At 44.9% G+C, this 15,710-nt stretch carries 11 protein-coding genes and 2 rRNA genes; 10 read left to right on the forward strand and 3 right to left on the reverse strand.

Translation table 11 applies throughout. The features are described from left to right. Positions 1–101 (forward strand): 23S ribosomal RNA (locus tag ABDW16_RS26260); the annotation flags it as partial. A 79-nt stretch (positions 102–180) separates the two neighbouring features. After that, positions 181–292 (forward strand): 5S ribosomal RNA (gene rrf, locus ABDW16_RS26265). Between the two features lie 42 nt (positions 293–334). On the opposite strand, the gene ABDW16_RS26270 is transcribed toward rrf, so the two are convergent. After that, a complete protein-coding gene (locus ABDW16_RS26270) occupies positions 335–1,381 on the reverse strand; it encodes a LacI family DNA-binding transcriptional regulator (RefSeq protein ID WP_343673941.1) in 1,047 nt (348 codons plus the stop codon). A gap of 86 nt (positions 1,382–1,467) precedes the next feature. Beyond that, entirely contained in the window at positions 1,468–4,032 is a 2,565-nt protein-coding gene (locus tag ABDW16_RS26275) for a zinc-dependent metalloprotease (RefSeq protein WP_343673942.1), read from the reverse strand. A gap of 763 nt (positions 4,033–4,795) precedes the next feature. Between ABDW16_RS26275 and ABDW16_RS26280 the strand changes: the two genes are divergently transcribed. The 7 genes from ABDW16_RS26280 (at position 4,796) to ABDW16_RS26310 (ending at position 12,219) form a co-directional block, all read left to right on the forward strand. Next, on the forward strand, positions 4,796–5,659 hold the full coding sequence (locus ABDW16_RS26280; RefSeq protein WP_343673943.1) for a MotA/TolQ/ExbB proton channel family protein: 864 nt from the start codon (positions 4,796–4,798) through the stop codon (positions 5,657–5,659). Positions 5,660–5,725: 66 nt separating this feature from the next. After that, positions 5,726–6,388 (forward strand): biopolymer transporter ExbD, encoded by a 663-nt coding sequence (locus ABDW16_RS26285; protein WP_343673945.1) that lies wholly within the window; start codon positions 5,726–5,728, stop codon positions 6,386–6,388. 65 nt (positions 6,389–6,453) lie between these two features. Further along, the gene (locus ABDW16_RS26290) at positions 6,454–7,053 is read left to right on the forward strand and encodes a biopolymer transporter ExbD (protein WP_343673946.1); all 600 of its coding nucleotides are present in this window, start codon (positions 6,454–6,456) and stop codon (positions 7,051–7,053) included. A gap of 45 nt (positions 7,054–7,098) precedes the next feature. Continuing rightward, positions 7,099–7,935 (forward strand): TonB family protein, encoded by an 837-nt coding sequence (locus ABDW16_RS26295; RefSeq protein ID WP_343673949.1) that lies wholly within the window; start codon positions 7,099–7,101, stop codon positions 7,933–7,935. 99 nt (positions 7,936–8,034) lie between these two features. Next, positions 8,035–9,423 carry a tRNA uridine-5-carboxymethylaminomethyl(34) synthesis GTPase MnmE gene (mnmE, locus tag ABDW16_RS26300; RefSeq protein ID WP_343673951.1) on the forward strand — a complete coding sequence of 463 codons (1,389 nt, stop codon included), beginning with the start codon at positions 8,035–8,037 and terminating at the stop codon, positions 9,421–9,423. Positions 9,424–9,459: 36 nt separating this feature from the next. After that, positions 9,460–10,836 carry a sulfatase-like hydrolase/transferase gene (locus ABDW16_RS26305; protein WP_343673953.1) on the forward strand — a complete coding sequence of 459 codons (1,377 nt, stop codon included), beginning with the start codon at positions 9,460–9,462 and terminating at the stop codon, positions 10,834–10,836. A 72-nt stretch (positions 10,837–10,908) separates the two neighbouring features. Next, positions 10,909–12,219, forward strand: a complete 1,311-nt coding sequence (locus ABDW16_RS26310) for an ectonucleotide pyrophosphatase/phosphodiesterase (RefSeq protein ID WP_343673955.1) — start codon at positions 10,909–10,911, stop codon at positions 12,217–12,219. A 19-nt stretch (positions 12,220–12,238) separates the two neighbouring features. On the opposite strand, the gene ABDW16_RS26315 is transcribed toward ABDW16_RS26310, so the two are convergent. Further along, positions 12,239–15,244 (reverse strand): lantibiotic dehydratase, encoded by a 3,006-nt coding sequence (locus tag ABDW16_RS26315; protein WP_343673956.1) that lies wholly within the window; start codon positions 15,242–15,244, stop codon positions 12,239–12,241. 150 nt (positions 15,245–15,394) lie between these two features. On the opposite strand from ABDW16_RS26315, the gene ABDW16_RS26320 reads away from it, so the two are divergent. After that, a complete protein-coding gene (locus ABDW16_RS26320; protein ID WP_343673957.1) occupies positions 15,395–15,532 on the forward strand; it encodes a class I lanthipeptide in 138 nt (45 codons plus the stop codon). Positions 15,533–15,710 lie beyond the last annotated feature (178 nt).

Here is a 15,710-nt window from a genome sequence, read left to right on the forward strand (position 1 = left end):
ACTTTTAAGGGCCGTCGGAGACTACGACGTTGATAGGCTACAGGTGTAAGGGTGGTAACATCGAAGCCGAGTAGTACTAATTGCCCGTAAGCTTTAATTTTATTTATATGCTGTATTATAACTTCCCGATATGTAAGTTATTGCGTTGCTGTTAACAGTGACAAAAGATCTTCAAGATCTTATGGTGGTTTTGCCGAGGGTGTTCACCTCTTCCCATTCCGAACAGAGAAGTTAAGCCCCTCATGGCCGATGGTACTGCACTATCATGCGGGAGAGTAGGTAGCTGCCATATTTATTTAAAAAGCCTCTGAATTTATTCAGAGGCTTTTTAATTTTATACCTTGCTGGAAGCTCGTTCTATCAATTCAACAGGAAATACATAATTCTGCGTAATCTTCACTGTCTCATCCTGGTTGATTAACTGCACTAAAGTCTCTACAGCCTTTTGACCCATTGAATAACCGGATTGCTCTATCGTACTGAGCGAAGGAGAAATAATGCGGGACGATTGGTCATTGGAATAACCCACTACTTTAATCTGTTCCGGTATCTGGATATTAAATTGCCTCGCCTCCTGGATAAAGGCAATAGCTGAAGTATCATTTGTAGAAAACAATCCATCCGGCAATACATCCTGGGATAATAACTGCCTGGAAGCAGCAATAGCTGCATCCGCAGTCAGGTTATGCACATGTATCAGAGATTCATCAAAAGGAAGTCCATATTGTGCTAAAGCAGCCTTATAACCACCTAATCGTTGCTGATAAAGGTTACACGTCAGAATACCCGAAAAATGGGCAATACGTTTGCACCCCTGCTTAATCAGGTGCTCCGTAGCCAGGTACCCGCCCCTGAAATCATCTCCCGTAATCGTATAACCGTTGAAATCAGACGGTACGCGGTCATAGAATACCAGCGGAATATTGTTCTTGATAAAGGGATTGAAATGTTCAAACGTGGTGGTGAACATCGAAGAAACCGCCAGTAATCCATCTACTCTTAAAGAATAAAAGGTTTGCACCAATTCTTTTTCCATTGCCACTGTATCATCAGATTGACCAATCACAATGCTGAAGCCATATTTATGTGCTTCGTGCTGGATACCGCTGATAGCTGTGCTTTGGAAATACATGGAAGTACGAGGAACGATCAGCCCCAGGATGTTGGAGCGTTTCTTTCGAAGACTGGAAGCGATCCAGTTGGGGACATAGCCCATATCAGTGGCAGTCTGTCTTACTTTTTCACGTGTCTCCTGGTTAATAAGGGTATTGTTTTGCAATGCCCTTGAGACCGTGGAAGCAGATAGATTTAGCGCTTTAGCTATGTCGTAGATGGTGACTTTTGAAGTACGTTCTTTCACTTTTTTGAGGTTCAGTGACATAAATATAATGTAAATGGTGCAACTCCAAAAAAAACGCTTTCTGCCAATGACAGAAAGCGTTTTTTTATAGTATAAACAAGTGGCGTTTATTTAGGATCTAAAGCCTGGTTAATCTTCTCATACAAGTCATTCAGATGATAGCGGCTCATATTATCTCCGGCCGTTGCAGCTGCAGCTTTCACTTCTCCTTTCAATGCAACGAGTTGTGCACGTGCAATGCTGCTTACATCAGCAGGGGTAGAAGAGATACTGGTGTTTGCACCGGTGATGACCATCATACCACCATCGGAATTGGAAGACGGTTCGCTGATCAGATCCACCAGGTTATCTACATAATTCTTTTGCAGGTTCCTGCGAAATACATCGATTGCCTGATGAGAAGGAAGTTCACTGAAGATGCCTCTTTTCAGATCAGCCAGCAGGGCGGCAGCTGTATAGGTATTGCTGCCTTCATTTGCTTCTGAGTTGATCAGTTTTGTCAGGGTGCCGGAACTCATGATGCGCTGAAGAATTGGATTCTGACGGGCACTGACGATAGCTGTGGCATTATTACCAGTACGGCTCAGAATATCTTTATCCAGTAACCATTTTGGAGTGGTAAACAGTTGTTGCTGTAAGAACTGTACGGCCTCCTGCTGAGTGGCCCTGGGAACAGCTGCGTACACGCCACCTTCCTGTTCTACAGTTTTAGGAGTCTCATATATACCACCTATGTTTTTAGCTACATGGCCCATGTACCTGCCAAACTGTGTATTGATTTCTTTGTACAATTCGCCGAGGTTCGCATAACCTTCATTTGGTGAACTTGTCCATGTAATAAGGTTAGGCATAATGCGCTGCAGGTTTTTGATACCATACTCACTTGCTTTCATGGCATTATCACCCAGGTCTTCATTCTGTGATCTTGGATCATCAGGATTCATTTCAGTACCAAACCAATATTTCTTATCCTTCAGTTTCTCAATTGTCCATTTATTCAGAATAGCTTGTTCCGCAGCGGGATCAGTCACACCGGGAATCTGGCGATATCCCCATTCAATCGCCCACTTATCATAGAAGTTAATACGTGGGTAGAGATCAGCACCGGTGATACCATCGCCGGGTTGTGCAACATAATTGAAACGTGCATAATCCATTATAGAGGGGGCGTGGCCGTTAGTCTTCACCCATTCTTTATCTCTCAGTTTTTCCACAGGGTATGCAGAGCTGGAACCAAAGTTATGACGGAGGCCCAGGGTATGCCCTACTTCATGAGAAGATACAAAGCGAATGAGTTCACCCATCAGCTGATCATCGAATTCGATTTTACGTGCTCTTGGATCATTGGGTGCACATTGAACAAAGTACCAGTTACGCAGTAAGCGCATCACGTTGTGATACCAGTTGATGTGGCTTTCGAGGATCTCACCGGAACGGGGATCATGTACATGGGGACCACTTGCATTAGGAATATCAGAAGGCTTGTATACGATCGCCGAAAAACGGGCATCTTCCAGGCTCCAGGTAGAATCTTCTGCCGGGGTAGGAGCCATTTTGGCAATGATCGCATTTTTAAAGCCAGCCTGTTCAAAAGCAGTCTGCCAATCGTTGACACCCAGCATCAGGTATGGCACCCATTTTTTTGGAGTAGCGGGATCTATGTAGAATATGATGGGTTTCGCGGGTTCCACGAGTTCCCCGCGGTTATATTTTTCCCTGTCTTCCGGCTTGGGCTCAAGGCGCCAGCGGGTGACCATGGATAACCTTTTCACACCTTGCGGATCGGCATCAAAGTCGGTCACAGAGGTGGTAAAGAAACCAACGCGTGGGTCAAAGTATCGGCTCTTCATAGGGATAGCAGGCAATAAAATCATAGAGCTATTCAGTTCCAGCGTAGCATTGCCGCTCGGAGAGCCACCTGCAGGCCCCTGACCACCCCCGGATTTGGAGTAGGTTTTTACCGTTTTGATCTCGGTATTGATGGGGTAAGACTTCACATCCACGATATAGGATTTATCTGCCTGAACGCCGCCCAGCTTGAGTCCTGACTTGATACGCGGGTCGAAGAAGAAGATATCATTATCTCCCTGGATGAATTCTGTGAGATCAATGACGCTATTGTGAGCGCTGTCGGAAAATGCCTTGATATCAAATGCCGCTGCAATAGGTTGGATATTGGAATTCATTACCGCCTGGAACATCGGCTGACTGGAATCTTTTGAAATCTCGGTATAGGAGATGTTTTTCAGGAATATCCTGTCATTTGGACCTTTATCGAAGCGGATCACGTTTTCCCCAATTTCATCGCCGCTGTATCCATACATAGAAGCGCGCAGCCCTGCGGCGGATTTGGAGATACGGTTTACCACCAGGATATCCCTTCCGAGGATGGAATCGGGTATTTCGAAGAAGATCTTATCGTCCTGTTTGTAGATAATGAACAGCCCGGAATCCGTTCTGGCGCTGGTTGTGATGACATCGCCGAACTTTTTTGGAGCGGTCTTGGGACCACTCTTTGCAGGTAATGGGGGACGGGCAGTGGAGTCTGTAGGAGTGGTGTTACCTTCATGTTTTTTCCTTCTTTGGGCAGCGGCAGGGCTGAAAGAGCCTGTAATCAGCAGGAAGGAACTGAAAAAGATAGCCGCAGAGGAGCGGATAAAGCGTTTATTCATTGATAGTTATTAAATGGTTGTTCTTGATTTAGCTGTTTTTTTAGAAAGTAAGTTGCAAATAAACATATTAAGCAGTAACTTATGCGGGAAATCCATAAGCGCTTTAATACCTTTAGGAATGGAAGTTCTACCCTATGTGGGGAAATTGCTTAAAGGTATGTTAAAGTGATAGCGGGAGCCAGAGATTATGAGTAAATTTATTGATATGGTAGCTTTTATATTTATATCAGGCTATGATTAGAATTCAGTGATATCCACGTTCACAGGGTCTTTCATCAAAAGAATATGCTTATGAGAATCGGAGAGAATGGCAGGAACTATATGTGAATGGCTGAAATGGCACAACGGCAAGATAACCATCAATACGGGCAAATTGACGCAAAGTGCCATTGGTAGCGGGAAGTAGAAAGAGAAATGAGATAAAATTTCTGTTGGAACATTTAAAATATTTCTTAAATTGTGCGTCCAACTTTGAATAAAATCAATAAATTTCAGGTTCCAGGGATAGTATTTCTTCAGGGGAATGCCCAAATCTTTGATATATTTTGCATTTAAATAAATTAAGTGTCGCTCAAATAAAAATCGGAATGCATTAAAGTCTGCTACAGGCAGGCTTTTGGGGAGGGAGGTTAAATTTTGTGAGATTTTTTGAGCTGCACTTGTTTTTTTAAGTCAACCGTATAACTTTGCGAATCACGTATTTAACATTGCAGAAATAACAAAAAAACAATAGTTTAATCTTTAACACTAAAATTCAATCAACATGGCTGAGACTAAAACAACTGTGACTGCAGCTTCTGCCAAAGCGAATTCATCTCATCAACCTAAGAAATCAAACAACACCTTCGCAATGCTTGCTGTGCCTGTTTGTATTGTAATAGGTATCCTGTTCTTCATCTTTGTGTTAGGTAATCCTAACAACTTCCAGGGAGGAATCAAAGGCGATAATGCACACCCAGTTGAAGAAGGTTTGGGTAAGTGGTTTGGTACAGTTTACATGGGTGGTATCATCGTACCTATCCTGATCTCTGTATTACTGATTTGTATCACTTTCGTAATCGAGCGTTTCCTCTATATCTCCAAAGCGAAAGGTAAATTTAGCGGTGCTGAGCTGGTAAGAAAAGTTCAATATCACCTGGCTAACAAAAACGTTGATGCTGCTCTGGCTGAGTGTGACAAACAGAAAGGTTCTGTAGGTAATGTTCTGAAAGCAGGTCTGAAGAAGTACAAAGAAATGATCACTAACACTGAGCTGGATACTGAGCAGAAAATCCTGGCTATCAAGCAAGAGATCGAAGAAACAACTTCCCTGGAACTGCCTATGATGGAAAAGAACCTGGTATTCCTGTCCACTATCGCTTCCGTAGCTACCCTGTTAGGTCTGTTCGGTACTGTATTGGGTATGATCAAATCCTTCTCTGCGATGTCAGCTTCTGGTGCTCCGGATTCTGGTAAACTGGCAGGTGGTATCTCTGAAGCGTTGATCAACACCGCGCTGGGTATCTCTACTTCTGCAGTTGCGATCATCATGTATAACTACTTTACTACTAATATTGATAGCATCACTTACGCTATCGACGAGTCTGGCTTTACTTTAACACAGAGCTTCGCTGCGAACCACAAATAATTTCTAATTATTTGTGTGGAAAAAATGCGGTTTTGAATCTTATAAGTAAACCAAAAAGGAGTAAAGATGCCAAAAGTTAAAATGGCTAGGAAGAGCACGCTGGTTGATATGACCGCGATGTGTGATGTGGCTTTCCTGCTGCTCACGTTCTTCATGCTGGCGACTAAATTTAAGCCGGATGAACCGGTAACTGTGGTAACTCCGTCTTCAATCAACACTAAATTGTTACCTGATTCTGATGTAATCCTGTTAACAATTGACGAAAAAGGAAGGGTATTCTTTAGTATGGATGGCCAGCCTAAACGTCAGAGACTGATCGAAGACCTGAATACCCAGTATAAATTGGGTCTGGATGCACATGAGATGAATAACTTCATTATCGGTTCCAGTGTTGGTACTGAGCTGAAGAATCTCAAAGCTTACCTGGCGCTGAAAACAGCCGAGCGTAAGCAATCCGGTCTCGAAACAGGTATCCCTACTGACTCCGCTAACAATGAGGTAGCAGTATGGATCGAGTATGCAAGATCTGCACAGGGAGGTAATCCTAAATTGCAGTATTGTATTAAAGCTGATAACAACACCCCTTATCCTAAGATCAAGGACGTGCTGGATTCCTTCAAAAAGAAGGGTATTCAGAAGCTGAATCTGGTGACTAACCTCGAGGCACCACCTCCAGGTACTGCTGCTGCTTTGGCTCGTGCGCAAGGCGGTGACAAGAAAGAAGAATAGAAAAGTAAACGGCAGGCAGTGCTGAGGCACTGAGTTGCTTTTGAAAACTAAAAAAAAGAGCTACTATGGCAGAAATGGATACCAGCAGTAGTGGCGGTGGGAAGAAACACCAGGGTACCAAATCCAAAAAGCATTCTACACGCGTAGACATGACTCCGATGGTGGACCTCGGCTTTCTCTTGATCACCTTCTTCATGTTGACTACTACCATGAGCAAGCCCAAAACAATGGACTTGATCATGCCGAAGGATACAAAAAATGAAGAGGAGCAAAACAAGGTTAAGGAAAGTACAGCCCTCACTATATTGCTTGGAAAAGACAATCGGGTATACTATTACGAAGGCTTAGCGCAGGACCCTAGCGCCTCTGCTAATCCTGATTTTTTCAAAGCGACCAACTTTGCCAACAAAGACGGCATCCGTGATGTAATTATCAAAAAGCGGGATGAGGTTGCAAAATTGAGAAATGCAAAAGGTGAGCCTGAAGATGTTGTTGTTATTATCAAGGCAGATGATGATGCCAAGTATAAGAACTTCGTAGACATCCTGGATGAAATGGCTATCAACCGTATTCAACGTTATGCTACTGTCGACATCAGCGACCAGGATAAAACCTGGATCCATCAGACAGAAGCTGCTAACGGCGGTGGTGGCGGCAACCAGTAATTAAGGAACTAACTAACTTTTGCATCCATCTTAAAAATTGAAACAATGGATACCGCTAAAATCTTAAACTCCGACTTTCTGGATATCCTGTTTGAAAACAGGAATAAGGATTATGGAGCTTATGACCTTAGAAGACAATACAACAAAAGGGTGCGCAATGCCCTCATCGGCAGCGCAGCACTGATGTTGCTTGTTATCGGAGGTTACGCTATCAATAATGCGATAATGAAGGCTGAAAGGGAACACCCTAACAAGCCCGTTATCGAACAAATCAAGATGGAGGACGTAAAGATCCCAGATGATCCAAAAACACCTCCTCCACCTCCACCACCACCAGCTCCACCACCACCGGTGAAGCCATCAGTGCAGTTCACTCCTCCCGTTATCAAAAAAGATAACGAAGTGCCACCAGACGAGGTGCCACCTAAGCAAGAGGACCTGAAAGATAAAGCTGTAAGTACTAAAACAGTAGAAGGTGATCCTAACGGTATCGACCCAGGATTGCTGGAAGACAGTAAAGGTACTGGTGTGGTAGAAGCTCCTCCAGCTCCGGCTAAAGAAGAGATCTTCACATTCGTAGAACAGCCTCCTACCTTCCCAGGTGGTGAAGAAGCACTGGCGAAGTTCCTGAGCAAAAACATCCACTATCCTCGCGTAGCGCAGGAAAATGCGATCTCAGGTACAGTATTCGTACAATTCGTAGTAGACTCAGAAGGTAGCATCAAAGATGTGAAAACTGTAGGCGCTCCGAAAGGTGGCGGTCTTGAAGAAGAAGCTATCCGCGTGGTGAAAATCATGCCTAAATGGAAAGCTGGTAAACAGAACGGCCGTCAGGTATCAGTTCAGTTTAACCTGCCTATCCGCTTCACACTGCAAGAGTAGTACTAACGTACGCTTTATAGAAAACACCCTGTCAAGGCTCAGCCATGACAGGGTGTTTTTATTTATTGGTATATTGCCGTCTGATTTGCAAATGAAATTATGATGCTCGGGAATAATCTTACAGGATACGATGATACTATTGTAGCCCCCGCTACTGCCGCCGGTGTAGGCGCTATTGCTGTACTCCGCCTCAATGGCGCCAACGCTATTGAGATCTGCAACCAGCTCTTTCCAGCCAAAGACCTGCACAAACAGGCCAGCCATACCTTACACTTCGGTAGCATTGTGGAAAATGGACGTACCATCGATGAAGTAGTCGTAGGCCTTTACAAAGCCCCCCGTTCTTACACCGGTGAAAACATCGTGGAAATCTCCTGCCATGGCTCTCCTTACATCCAGCAACAAATCATCGACGCCTGCATTCGTGCCGGCGCCAGAATGGCAAAACCTGGTGAGTATACTATGCGTGCCTTCCTTAATGGCAAGCTGGACCTCACCCAGGCTGAATCTGTTGCTGACCTGATTGCCAGTAACTCTGCTGCCAGTCACCAGACGGCCATGCAGCAAATGCGTGGCGGGTTCTCAAAAGAGCTTTCTGCACTGAGAGAACAACTCATCAGTTTCTCCGCACTAATTGAACTGGAACTGGACTTCAGCCAGGAAGATGTAGAATTTGCAGATCGTACCCAATTCTATAAACTTATCAACGAAGCCATGCAGGTAGTCAAGCACCTGGCAGATTCATTCCAGATGGGAAACGTGATCAAGAATGGTGTAAACACTGCCATTGTTGGTAAACCCAATGCTGGAAAATCAACCCTGCTCAATACCCTGCTCAATGAGAACCGCGCTATTGTAAGTGACATAGCCGGTACCACCCGTGACACTATCGAAGAAATCCTCAATATCCAGGGTATCCTTTTCAGGCTCATTGATACAGCGGGGATCCGTGAAAGCGATGACACCATTGAAAGTATTGGTGTACAAAAGACCATGGAGAAAATCCGTGAGGCTGGTGTGGTATTATACCTGTTCGATGTAAACCAGACCAGCGTCGAAGACCTGCAGGAACAAACCAATGCCTTTCAAAAAGATAATATCAACTACCTGCTGGTAGGGAATAAAACGGATATTGCCGGACTGGAAGCCAACCAGGCCAAATTTGTCGGGTTTGAAAACATCCTGTATATCTCCGCCCGCCAGCATGAACATATCGAAGAACTGAAAGACCGCCTGGTACATAAAGTCATGAGTGGAGATATCAATACAGAAGCCACCATTGTGACTAATGCCCGGCACCATGCCGCCCTACAGGAAGTGATGAAATCCCTCATCGATGTAAAGAATGGATTGGACAATCAATTGCCCGGTGACCTGTTGTCGCTGGATATCAGGCGCTGTCTCCATTTCCTGGGTGAAATTACCGGGCAGATCACGAATGAAGACCAGCTAGACTTTATCTTCAGCAAGTTCTGTATCGGGAAATAATCTTTTTGTAGATTGGGATAACGAATTCCATTGCCAATGTCTACACTGAAAACCCTGTCAGCAGCAGTGACTTTCCTGCTATTGCCATTATACACATTGAGTGCCACCCCTCCTGATAGCTTGCCCAATATCATCTTTATCCTTACGGATGATATGGGATACAGCGACATCAGTTGTTTCGGTGGCCAGTTTGTACCTACGCCCAATATTGACGGACTGGCTAAAAACGGCCGTAAGTTCACACAGTATTACAGCGCCGCGCCTATCTGTTCGCCATCAAGAGCTGGATTGATTACAGGTATGTACCCCGGCAGATGGAATTTCTCCACTTACCTGGATAATAAAAAGCACAACAGCAATGCCCAGCAGGCCGATTTCTTAGATACAACTGCTCCATCTATAGCCCGGTTTTTTCAACAGGCAGGTTATGCAACCGCACATTTTGGAAAATGGCACCTGGGTGGAGGAAGAGATGTGAAGAATGCACCCGGTTTTGAACACTATGGATATGATGAACATATCAGTACCTACGAAAGCCCGGACCCCGATCCCCTGATCACTGCCACCAATTGGATCTGGTCTGATAAAGACAGCATTAAAAGGTGGGACCGCACTAAATATTTTGTGGATAAAACGCTCGACTTCCTCAGTAAACATAAAGGCCAGCCCTGTTTCATTAACTTATGGCCTGACGATATGCACACTCCATGGGTGCCCCGTAAAGACAATGGCACATATCCGTCAAACCCGGAAGAGGAAGCAGCCTTCAAACTCGTCTTAAAAGAATACGATGTTCAGATGGGTAGATTATTTGAAGGACTAAAAGAATTAGGCATCGACAAAAACACCATCATCATTTTCACCAGTGATAATGGACCACTGCCCAGCTTTAAAGGTAGCAGGGCCGGTGGGTTAAGAGGGTCCAAGCTGTCGCTTTATGAAGGCGGCACCAACATGCCTTTCATCGTCAGTTGGCCGGGGCATATTCCTGCAGGAACAACAGATGAATCCTCCGTTATCAGTGCCGTGGATATGCTACCTACACTCGCAAAGCTTGGCCATGTGCCCTTACCCAAAAACTATCCCGGAGATGGTGTTGACAAAAGTAAAGTCTTACTAGGCAAACCCGCAGCAAGACAGCAGGATCTGTTCTGGGAATATGGTCGTAATAATATCGCCTTTAAGTACCCCGAAGGCAAAGACAAAAGCCCTAACCTGGCAGTGCGTTCCGGCTACTGGAAGCTGATCATGAACAACGATGGTACCGACATCCAGTTGTATAATATCAAAAAGGATAAATACGAAACGACAAACGTTGCTGACAGTCAACCCGCAACCGTTGCCAAACTGAAAGAAAAGTTGCTGGCATGGTGGGCATCCCTGCCTAAACTACAAATGCCCATTGTTAAGTAATTATGAATTATCCCCAAACGCTGGCGGTACCCATATCATTGAGTAGTTATTTATACAAGGAAACTCTCGATTATGAAACGGATCTTACTCGTCCCGGCATTGCTCATGCTGGCATTTACCACCTTCGCCCAACAGACAGGGCATGTCATACTGATAACTATTGATGGCTTCAGACCCGACTTTTACCAGGATGCATCCTGGGGAATGGTTAACCTGCGTATGATGAAAGATAGCGGGGCCTATGCAGATGGTGTCAACAGTGTATTCCCAACTGTAACCTATCCCAATCATACTTCGCTCATCACAGGTGTTACGCCCATGAAGCATGGTATTTATTACAATACACCTTACGAACCTCAGGGTGCCACCGGTGTTTGGTATTTTTATTACGATTCACTGAAAGTACCAAGCCTGTGGGACGCTGTGCGCAAGGCTGGTAAAAAATCTGCCAGTGTGCTTTGGCCAGTATCTGTGCATGCGCCTGTTGATTACAACATTCCTGATGTATGGCCATTGGGTAAAAATACCGACAGAAGGGCAAAAGTGGCAGAATATGCAACCCCTGCTACTTTATGGCAGGAAGTACAGGATAGCGCTACCGGCTACCTTCAGGCCGATGATCTGTCCATGAACAACGGGGAGTTAATCCTAGATGAAAACATAGCCAGGATCAGCAGTTACCTGGTTCAAAAGTATAAGCCAGCTTTGATTACCCTGCACTTACCTTGTACGGATCACTACGAACACCAGGTGGGCCGTGACGGTTATCTGGTAAGAAAAGCAGTATCCGGTGCTGACAGGGCCCTGGGCACTCTCCTGGAAGCGATACATAGAGCAGGGATTGCAGACAGCACCACCATCATCGTCACCGGCGACCATGGCTTTGTGAATATTGAAAAGACTTTTTCTCCAAATATATTACTGGTTAAGAACGGCATCAGGGCACAGTTCCATGCCTCCGGCGGTTCAGCCTTCCTGCACCTGGAAGATAAGAACGACAAGGCAACTGTAGACAAAGTGATCGCCATACTAAAAGCCTTACCTGCTGACCAGCAGAAGATGTTCAGGATCCTGGACCGCCAGCAGCTGGACAAAATAGGTGCTGATCCGAATGCGGCCATGGCGATTGCCGCTTTAGGTCATGTAACGATCGGTGGTGCAAAAAAAGGGGAGTTGGTAAAAGCAGCAAAGGGAGGTACCCACGGCTACTATCCTGACTTCAAAGAAATTCAGACCGGCTTTGTAGCTTATGGTGCTGGTATCAAACAGGGCGGACATGTCAAGGAAATGAATATCATTGATGTTGCCCCCATCATTGCTGAATTGTTGAAACTCGACTTAGGCAAGGTAGATGGAAAGATCCCTGCAGGTGTATTAAAATAATTACTGGGCACAACAACATCTACTGGTGTTGTTGTGCCTTCTTCTGTATCGCCAGTTGCGAATCATAATATTTACTCAGGAAATGATACAGGACTAATTCATGCTTGCGCTGCCCTGTCAATAAGATCCTGTTCAAAAACATGTGAATATAACTGGGAAGTAGATAGTCAGCAGCGATGTCGGAAGGAATGATTCCCCTGATAAAAGCAGATCGCTCGTCAAACAATCCTTCGATACCATTCTCGCCGTCCTGCCTGGGATCTAAGAAACTATTCAACTGCCGCATCTCCTGTCTATACTTACCATTCAGTTGCGTTTGTAAATCCTGGGAGCCGCCAAACTCCTGGAAAAAACCTTCCCTGATGGCTTTCATGATAGTAGCTTTTCTGGCCAGGTCATACCCAAAATCCTGCAACAACACGTCCACACCTCTGGCGCCCAGTAGCCACCTGTATCGTTCTCCTTCTTCACCTTCTAACTGACAAATACAATTTAGTACCGCTTTACTATCTGCATGAAATACCTGCTCACTGAATTCCATGGTGTCTGCACCATATCTTTCAATCTCCCGCACATAGGTGTCTGTTTGTACTTTATAGATGAGTTCCTGTTTCTGATACTGTCCGAGTTGTTCATAGAGCAAATGCAGGATCTGGTGCCAGAAGGTAGGATCACTACTATTGTGAAACCGTAACCGGATATGATGGTCCGGATCATTGTACCGTATAAAAAACCATTTATCTGCCAGTTGCGCAGCTTCTACCTGTGCAACCAGGGGCGCTATTACGGTAGTCAGCATATCTTCTGATGTTTTGCTACCACCATATAGTTTGATATAGAGCCATTCGCTACCAGTGATAAATCTACGTACAAGCTCAGTACCCGCACTATGCAAAGTAGATGCAACTGTCACTTTATTCGCAAATGGGATAATCACCTCATTCGTAAACCTTCCAGAGGCGCCCTGGATCCAGCATTGATCAGGTGTTCCAATCACTTCCTGCACAGTTATCTTCTCTTTCTTCTCAAGCATTGACAGCAACAGCTTCACGCTCACGGCATTGTCCATATCTATGTACAGTTCATTGTCTCCTTCCATGATGGTGATGTACCGTGGCAAGCGTAAAGCCTTTAAATCATCTCCCTTCTGCAAATGCCAGGTAGCCTTGCTCAGCACAATTTTTTTATACCTCACCCTTGGTAAAAAGGCTGGTTGAACAGGCAAATGCCATTGCCATCCGGTCACGGTATGCGATTGCAGATCACATAAGAAATGGTACACAGGCAGACTGTTCCTGGAAAAATTATGCGCAGTACTCAGCCTTGGAATCACTCTTTTATTATATCGCTTAGATCGTAACACTACTTTATTCTGACGAACGCTCACCATCAGGTCTGTAATCGGGAATTGCTTTTCCGCCGGTACACTGCCATTACCGAGGTACACAATTTCATACTCTCTCAGTTGAGGACGCAGCAGGATATTGCCTGTTCTGGCCTCAGGCAAATGCACTACCTCGGCATAAATGACTGCAGGATCCTGTTGTTCCTCCTCACGCAGACACTCCTTCACATGCGCCAATAATTGTGCATCTCCATGACAGAACCTCCCTAATAAATTGGCAGAAGATGGGCCGCTGAAACCATTGAACTCAAACAAATATTCCCCCGCATCTATCGCAGCTGCACTACTACTGTGCAGGCTTCCCATCAGGTACATACTGGATGGCAACACCACTGGTACCGGGCTTTTCAACGTCTCCAGGTCTGCATCTGTCAGCTCCAGTGAAGTCTTACCTTGCTGCATACACAGGTGCAGTTTTTCCAGCTGAAAACCCCGCAATTTACTCCACTGCATATTAGTCTGCTCCTCGTTGGTCGTGATCGCCAGGTCGTCAATCAATGGAGTATGATCAGACTGATTATTTCCGTATCCAATACCCGCTTCATTATCCAATGCCAATGCCAGTGGTACTTCCTGGTCTTCATACCGCTCCCTGAACCGGTTTATGAAATTGGTCATATCCGTATTGGTATTTGGTCGCGCTATTTTCCACAAGAGCAATACCTGGTCCTGCAAATCTTTTATTAAAAAAAAGCTAATCGTGTTCTGCGTAGTGGCGAGGAACAAATCTGTCTGCACCAGGTCTTTACTTTTTGTATCAGGCAGTAGCTCCTGCACCAAAGCATGCGTACGCAGGTACTTATCCACACCTGTAGCTGGATCAGATAATAATTGCTGAATCTGTTGTAAGGTATTGGCTATATGGGCTGTACCCGATAATGTGGATAATCGCTTTAACAAGTAAGAAAAGAATTCCTCCCCCGTCACCGTCGGTTCCAATTCACTCACCAATAGTTGGTTTACAATCAGTTCATCTATAAATTCCCGGGCATCATCCGCTGTGATCTCTTCATCCACAATCGCTGCACAGAGTTGATCAATCGTAGCACCACTGCCTGCTACGGACAATAGTGTTTCCAGGTAAGGGCTCCTGCTCACTGCTGCCAGCTCATAATTTCTAAATTTATTTTTCACCGTAAACCCTGCATACCGGAAAGTATCCGCTACCGGGTAAATAGAATTATTGGGAAAATACCTTAATTGCACCTTTACCTCGGGCAGTTGTGCAATCATTGCTGCCAGTTCAGCCACATAGTTCATATCCAGGCGGCAATGCTTTTTATGTACCTGCCCGATTTCAATGGCAGTAACATCCGAAAAGTGCCCGGTAGCACACCCCGCAAACAAGCCATATGGCGTACACCGCGTACTCATTCTCAGCACATACCTGTACAGTGCCATACACATTTTCTCACTACCCGTGCCGCCCTGCAACCACTTCATGAGCTCCTGGTACAACTCAGGCGAGGCGATATAAATCGACTCCTGCAAGGTCGGATCCTGGAACAGGGAGAACAATTTGGCCGGTAGTGCCGCCATATCAATTTGCCGAAACTGATCTAAGAACTGTATAGACTGTAAAGGAGTGCGTACTAAGTAAAAGTCCTTGACGGTGATCATATAGGATGGGCTAAGTATAGTAAGGTACTATTATTGTCTCGGCTGCAAGATACCCTGAAAGGGGGAAATTTTTCTAACTGGACAACAAGTTGTCAAAATCACCCTGCAGCTGGATATTTTCTTTTTAACTTAAAATAAATTCTATTAACCATGAAAAAGCAATCATCCCGGAAGCTCTCCCTCGGCAAGATCCGCATTGCGAACCTGAAAGCCCGGCAAACAGAAGAAAAACTTCCTACTATCAACACTGGCTGTAGCAGTGTCGGAAAATGCACACCAACAATTTAATCATTTTAAAAAAAAGCGTCTTATGAAAAAGCAATCCACCAAAAAATTGAACTTAGGTAAAGTAAAAATCGCATCCCTGCAAGGCACTAAACAGGAAAATGCTGTAGTCGTATCATTTGCGGTATGCACCAATAATGCAAGTCAGATAAACTCTATTTGCAGTATTGATTCCTGCAGA

Source organism: Chitinophaga sp., from assembly GCF_039596135.1.
Lineage (GTDB): Bacteria > Bacteroidota > Bacteroidia > Chitinophagales > Chitinophagaceae > Chitinophaga.

Excerpts from the sequence above, each read along its gene's own strand:
- ABDW16_RS26285 (WP_343673945.1), top strand. The coding sequence starts at position 5,726 with ATGCCAAAAGTTAAAATGGCTAGGAAGAGCACGCTGGTTGATATGACC.
- ABDW16_RS26315 (WP_343673956.1), bottom strand. The coding sequence starts at position 15,244 with ATGATCACCGTCAAGGACTTTTACTTAGTACGCACTCCTTTACAGTCT.
- ABDW16_RS26290 (WP_343673946.1), top strand. The coding sequence starts at position 6,454 with ATGGCAGAAATGGATACCAGCAGTAGTGGCGGTGGGAAGAAACACCAG.
- ABDW16_RS26280 (WP_343673943.1), top strand. The coding sequence starts at position 4,796 with ATGGCTGAGACTAAAACAACTGTGACTGCAGCTTCTGCCAAAGCGAAT.
- ABDW16_RS26320 (WP_343673957.1), top strand. The coding sequence starts at position 15,395 with ATGAAAAAGCAATCATCCCGGAAGCTCTCCCTCGGCAAGATCCGCATT.
- ABDW16_RS26295 (WP_343673949.1), top strand. The coding sequence starts at position 7,099 with ATGGATACCGCTAAAATCTTAAACTCCGACTTTCTGGATATCCTGTTT.
- mnmE (WP_343673951.1), top strand. The coding sequence starts at position 8,035 with ATGATGCTCGGGAATAATCTTACAGGATACGATGATACTATTGTAGCC.
- ABDW16_RS26270 (WP_343673941.1), bottom strand. The coding sequence starts at position 1,381 with ATGTCACTGAACCTCAAAAAAGTGAAAGAACGTACTTCAAAAGTCACC.
- ABDW16_RS26310 (WP_343673955.1), top strand. The coding sequence starts at position 10,909 with ATGAAACGGATCTTACTCGTCCCGGCATTGCTCATGCTGGCATTTACC.
- ABDW16_RS26305 (WP_343673953.1), top strand. The coding sequence starts at position 9,460 with ATGTCTACACTGAAAACCCTGTCAGCAGCAGTGACTTTCCTGCTATTG.
- ABDW16_RS26275 (WP_343673942.1), bottom strand. The coding sequence starts at position 4,032 with ATGAATAAACGCTTTATCCGCTCCTCTGCGGCTATCTTTTTCAGTTCC.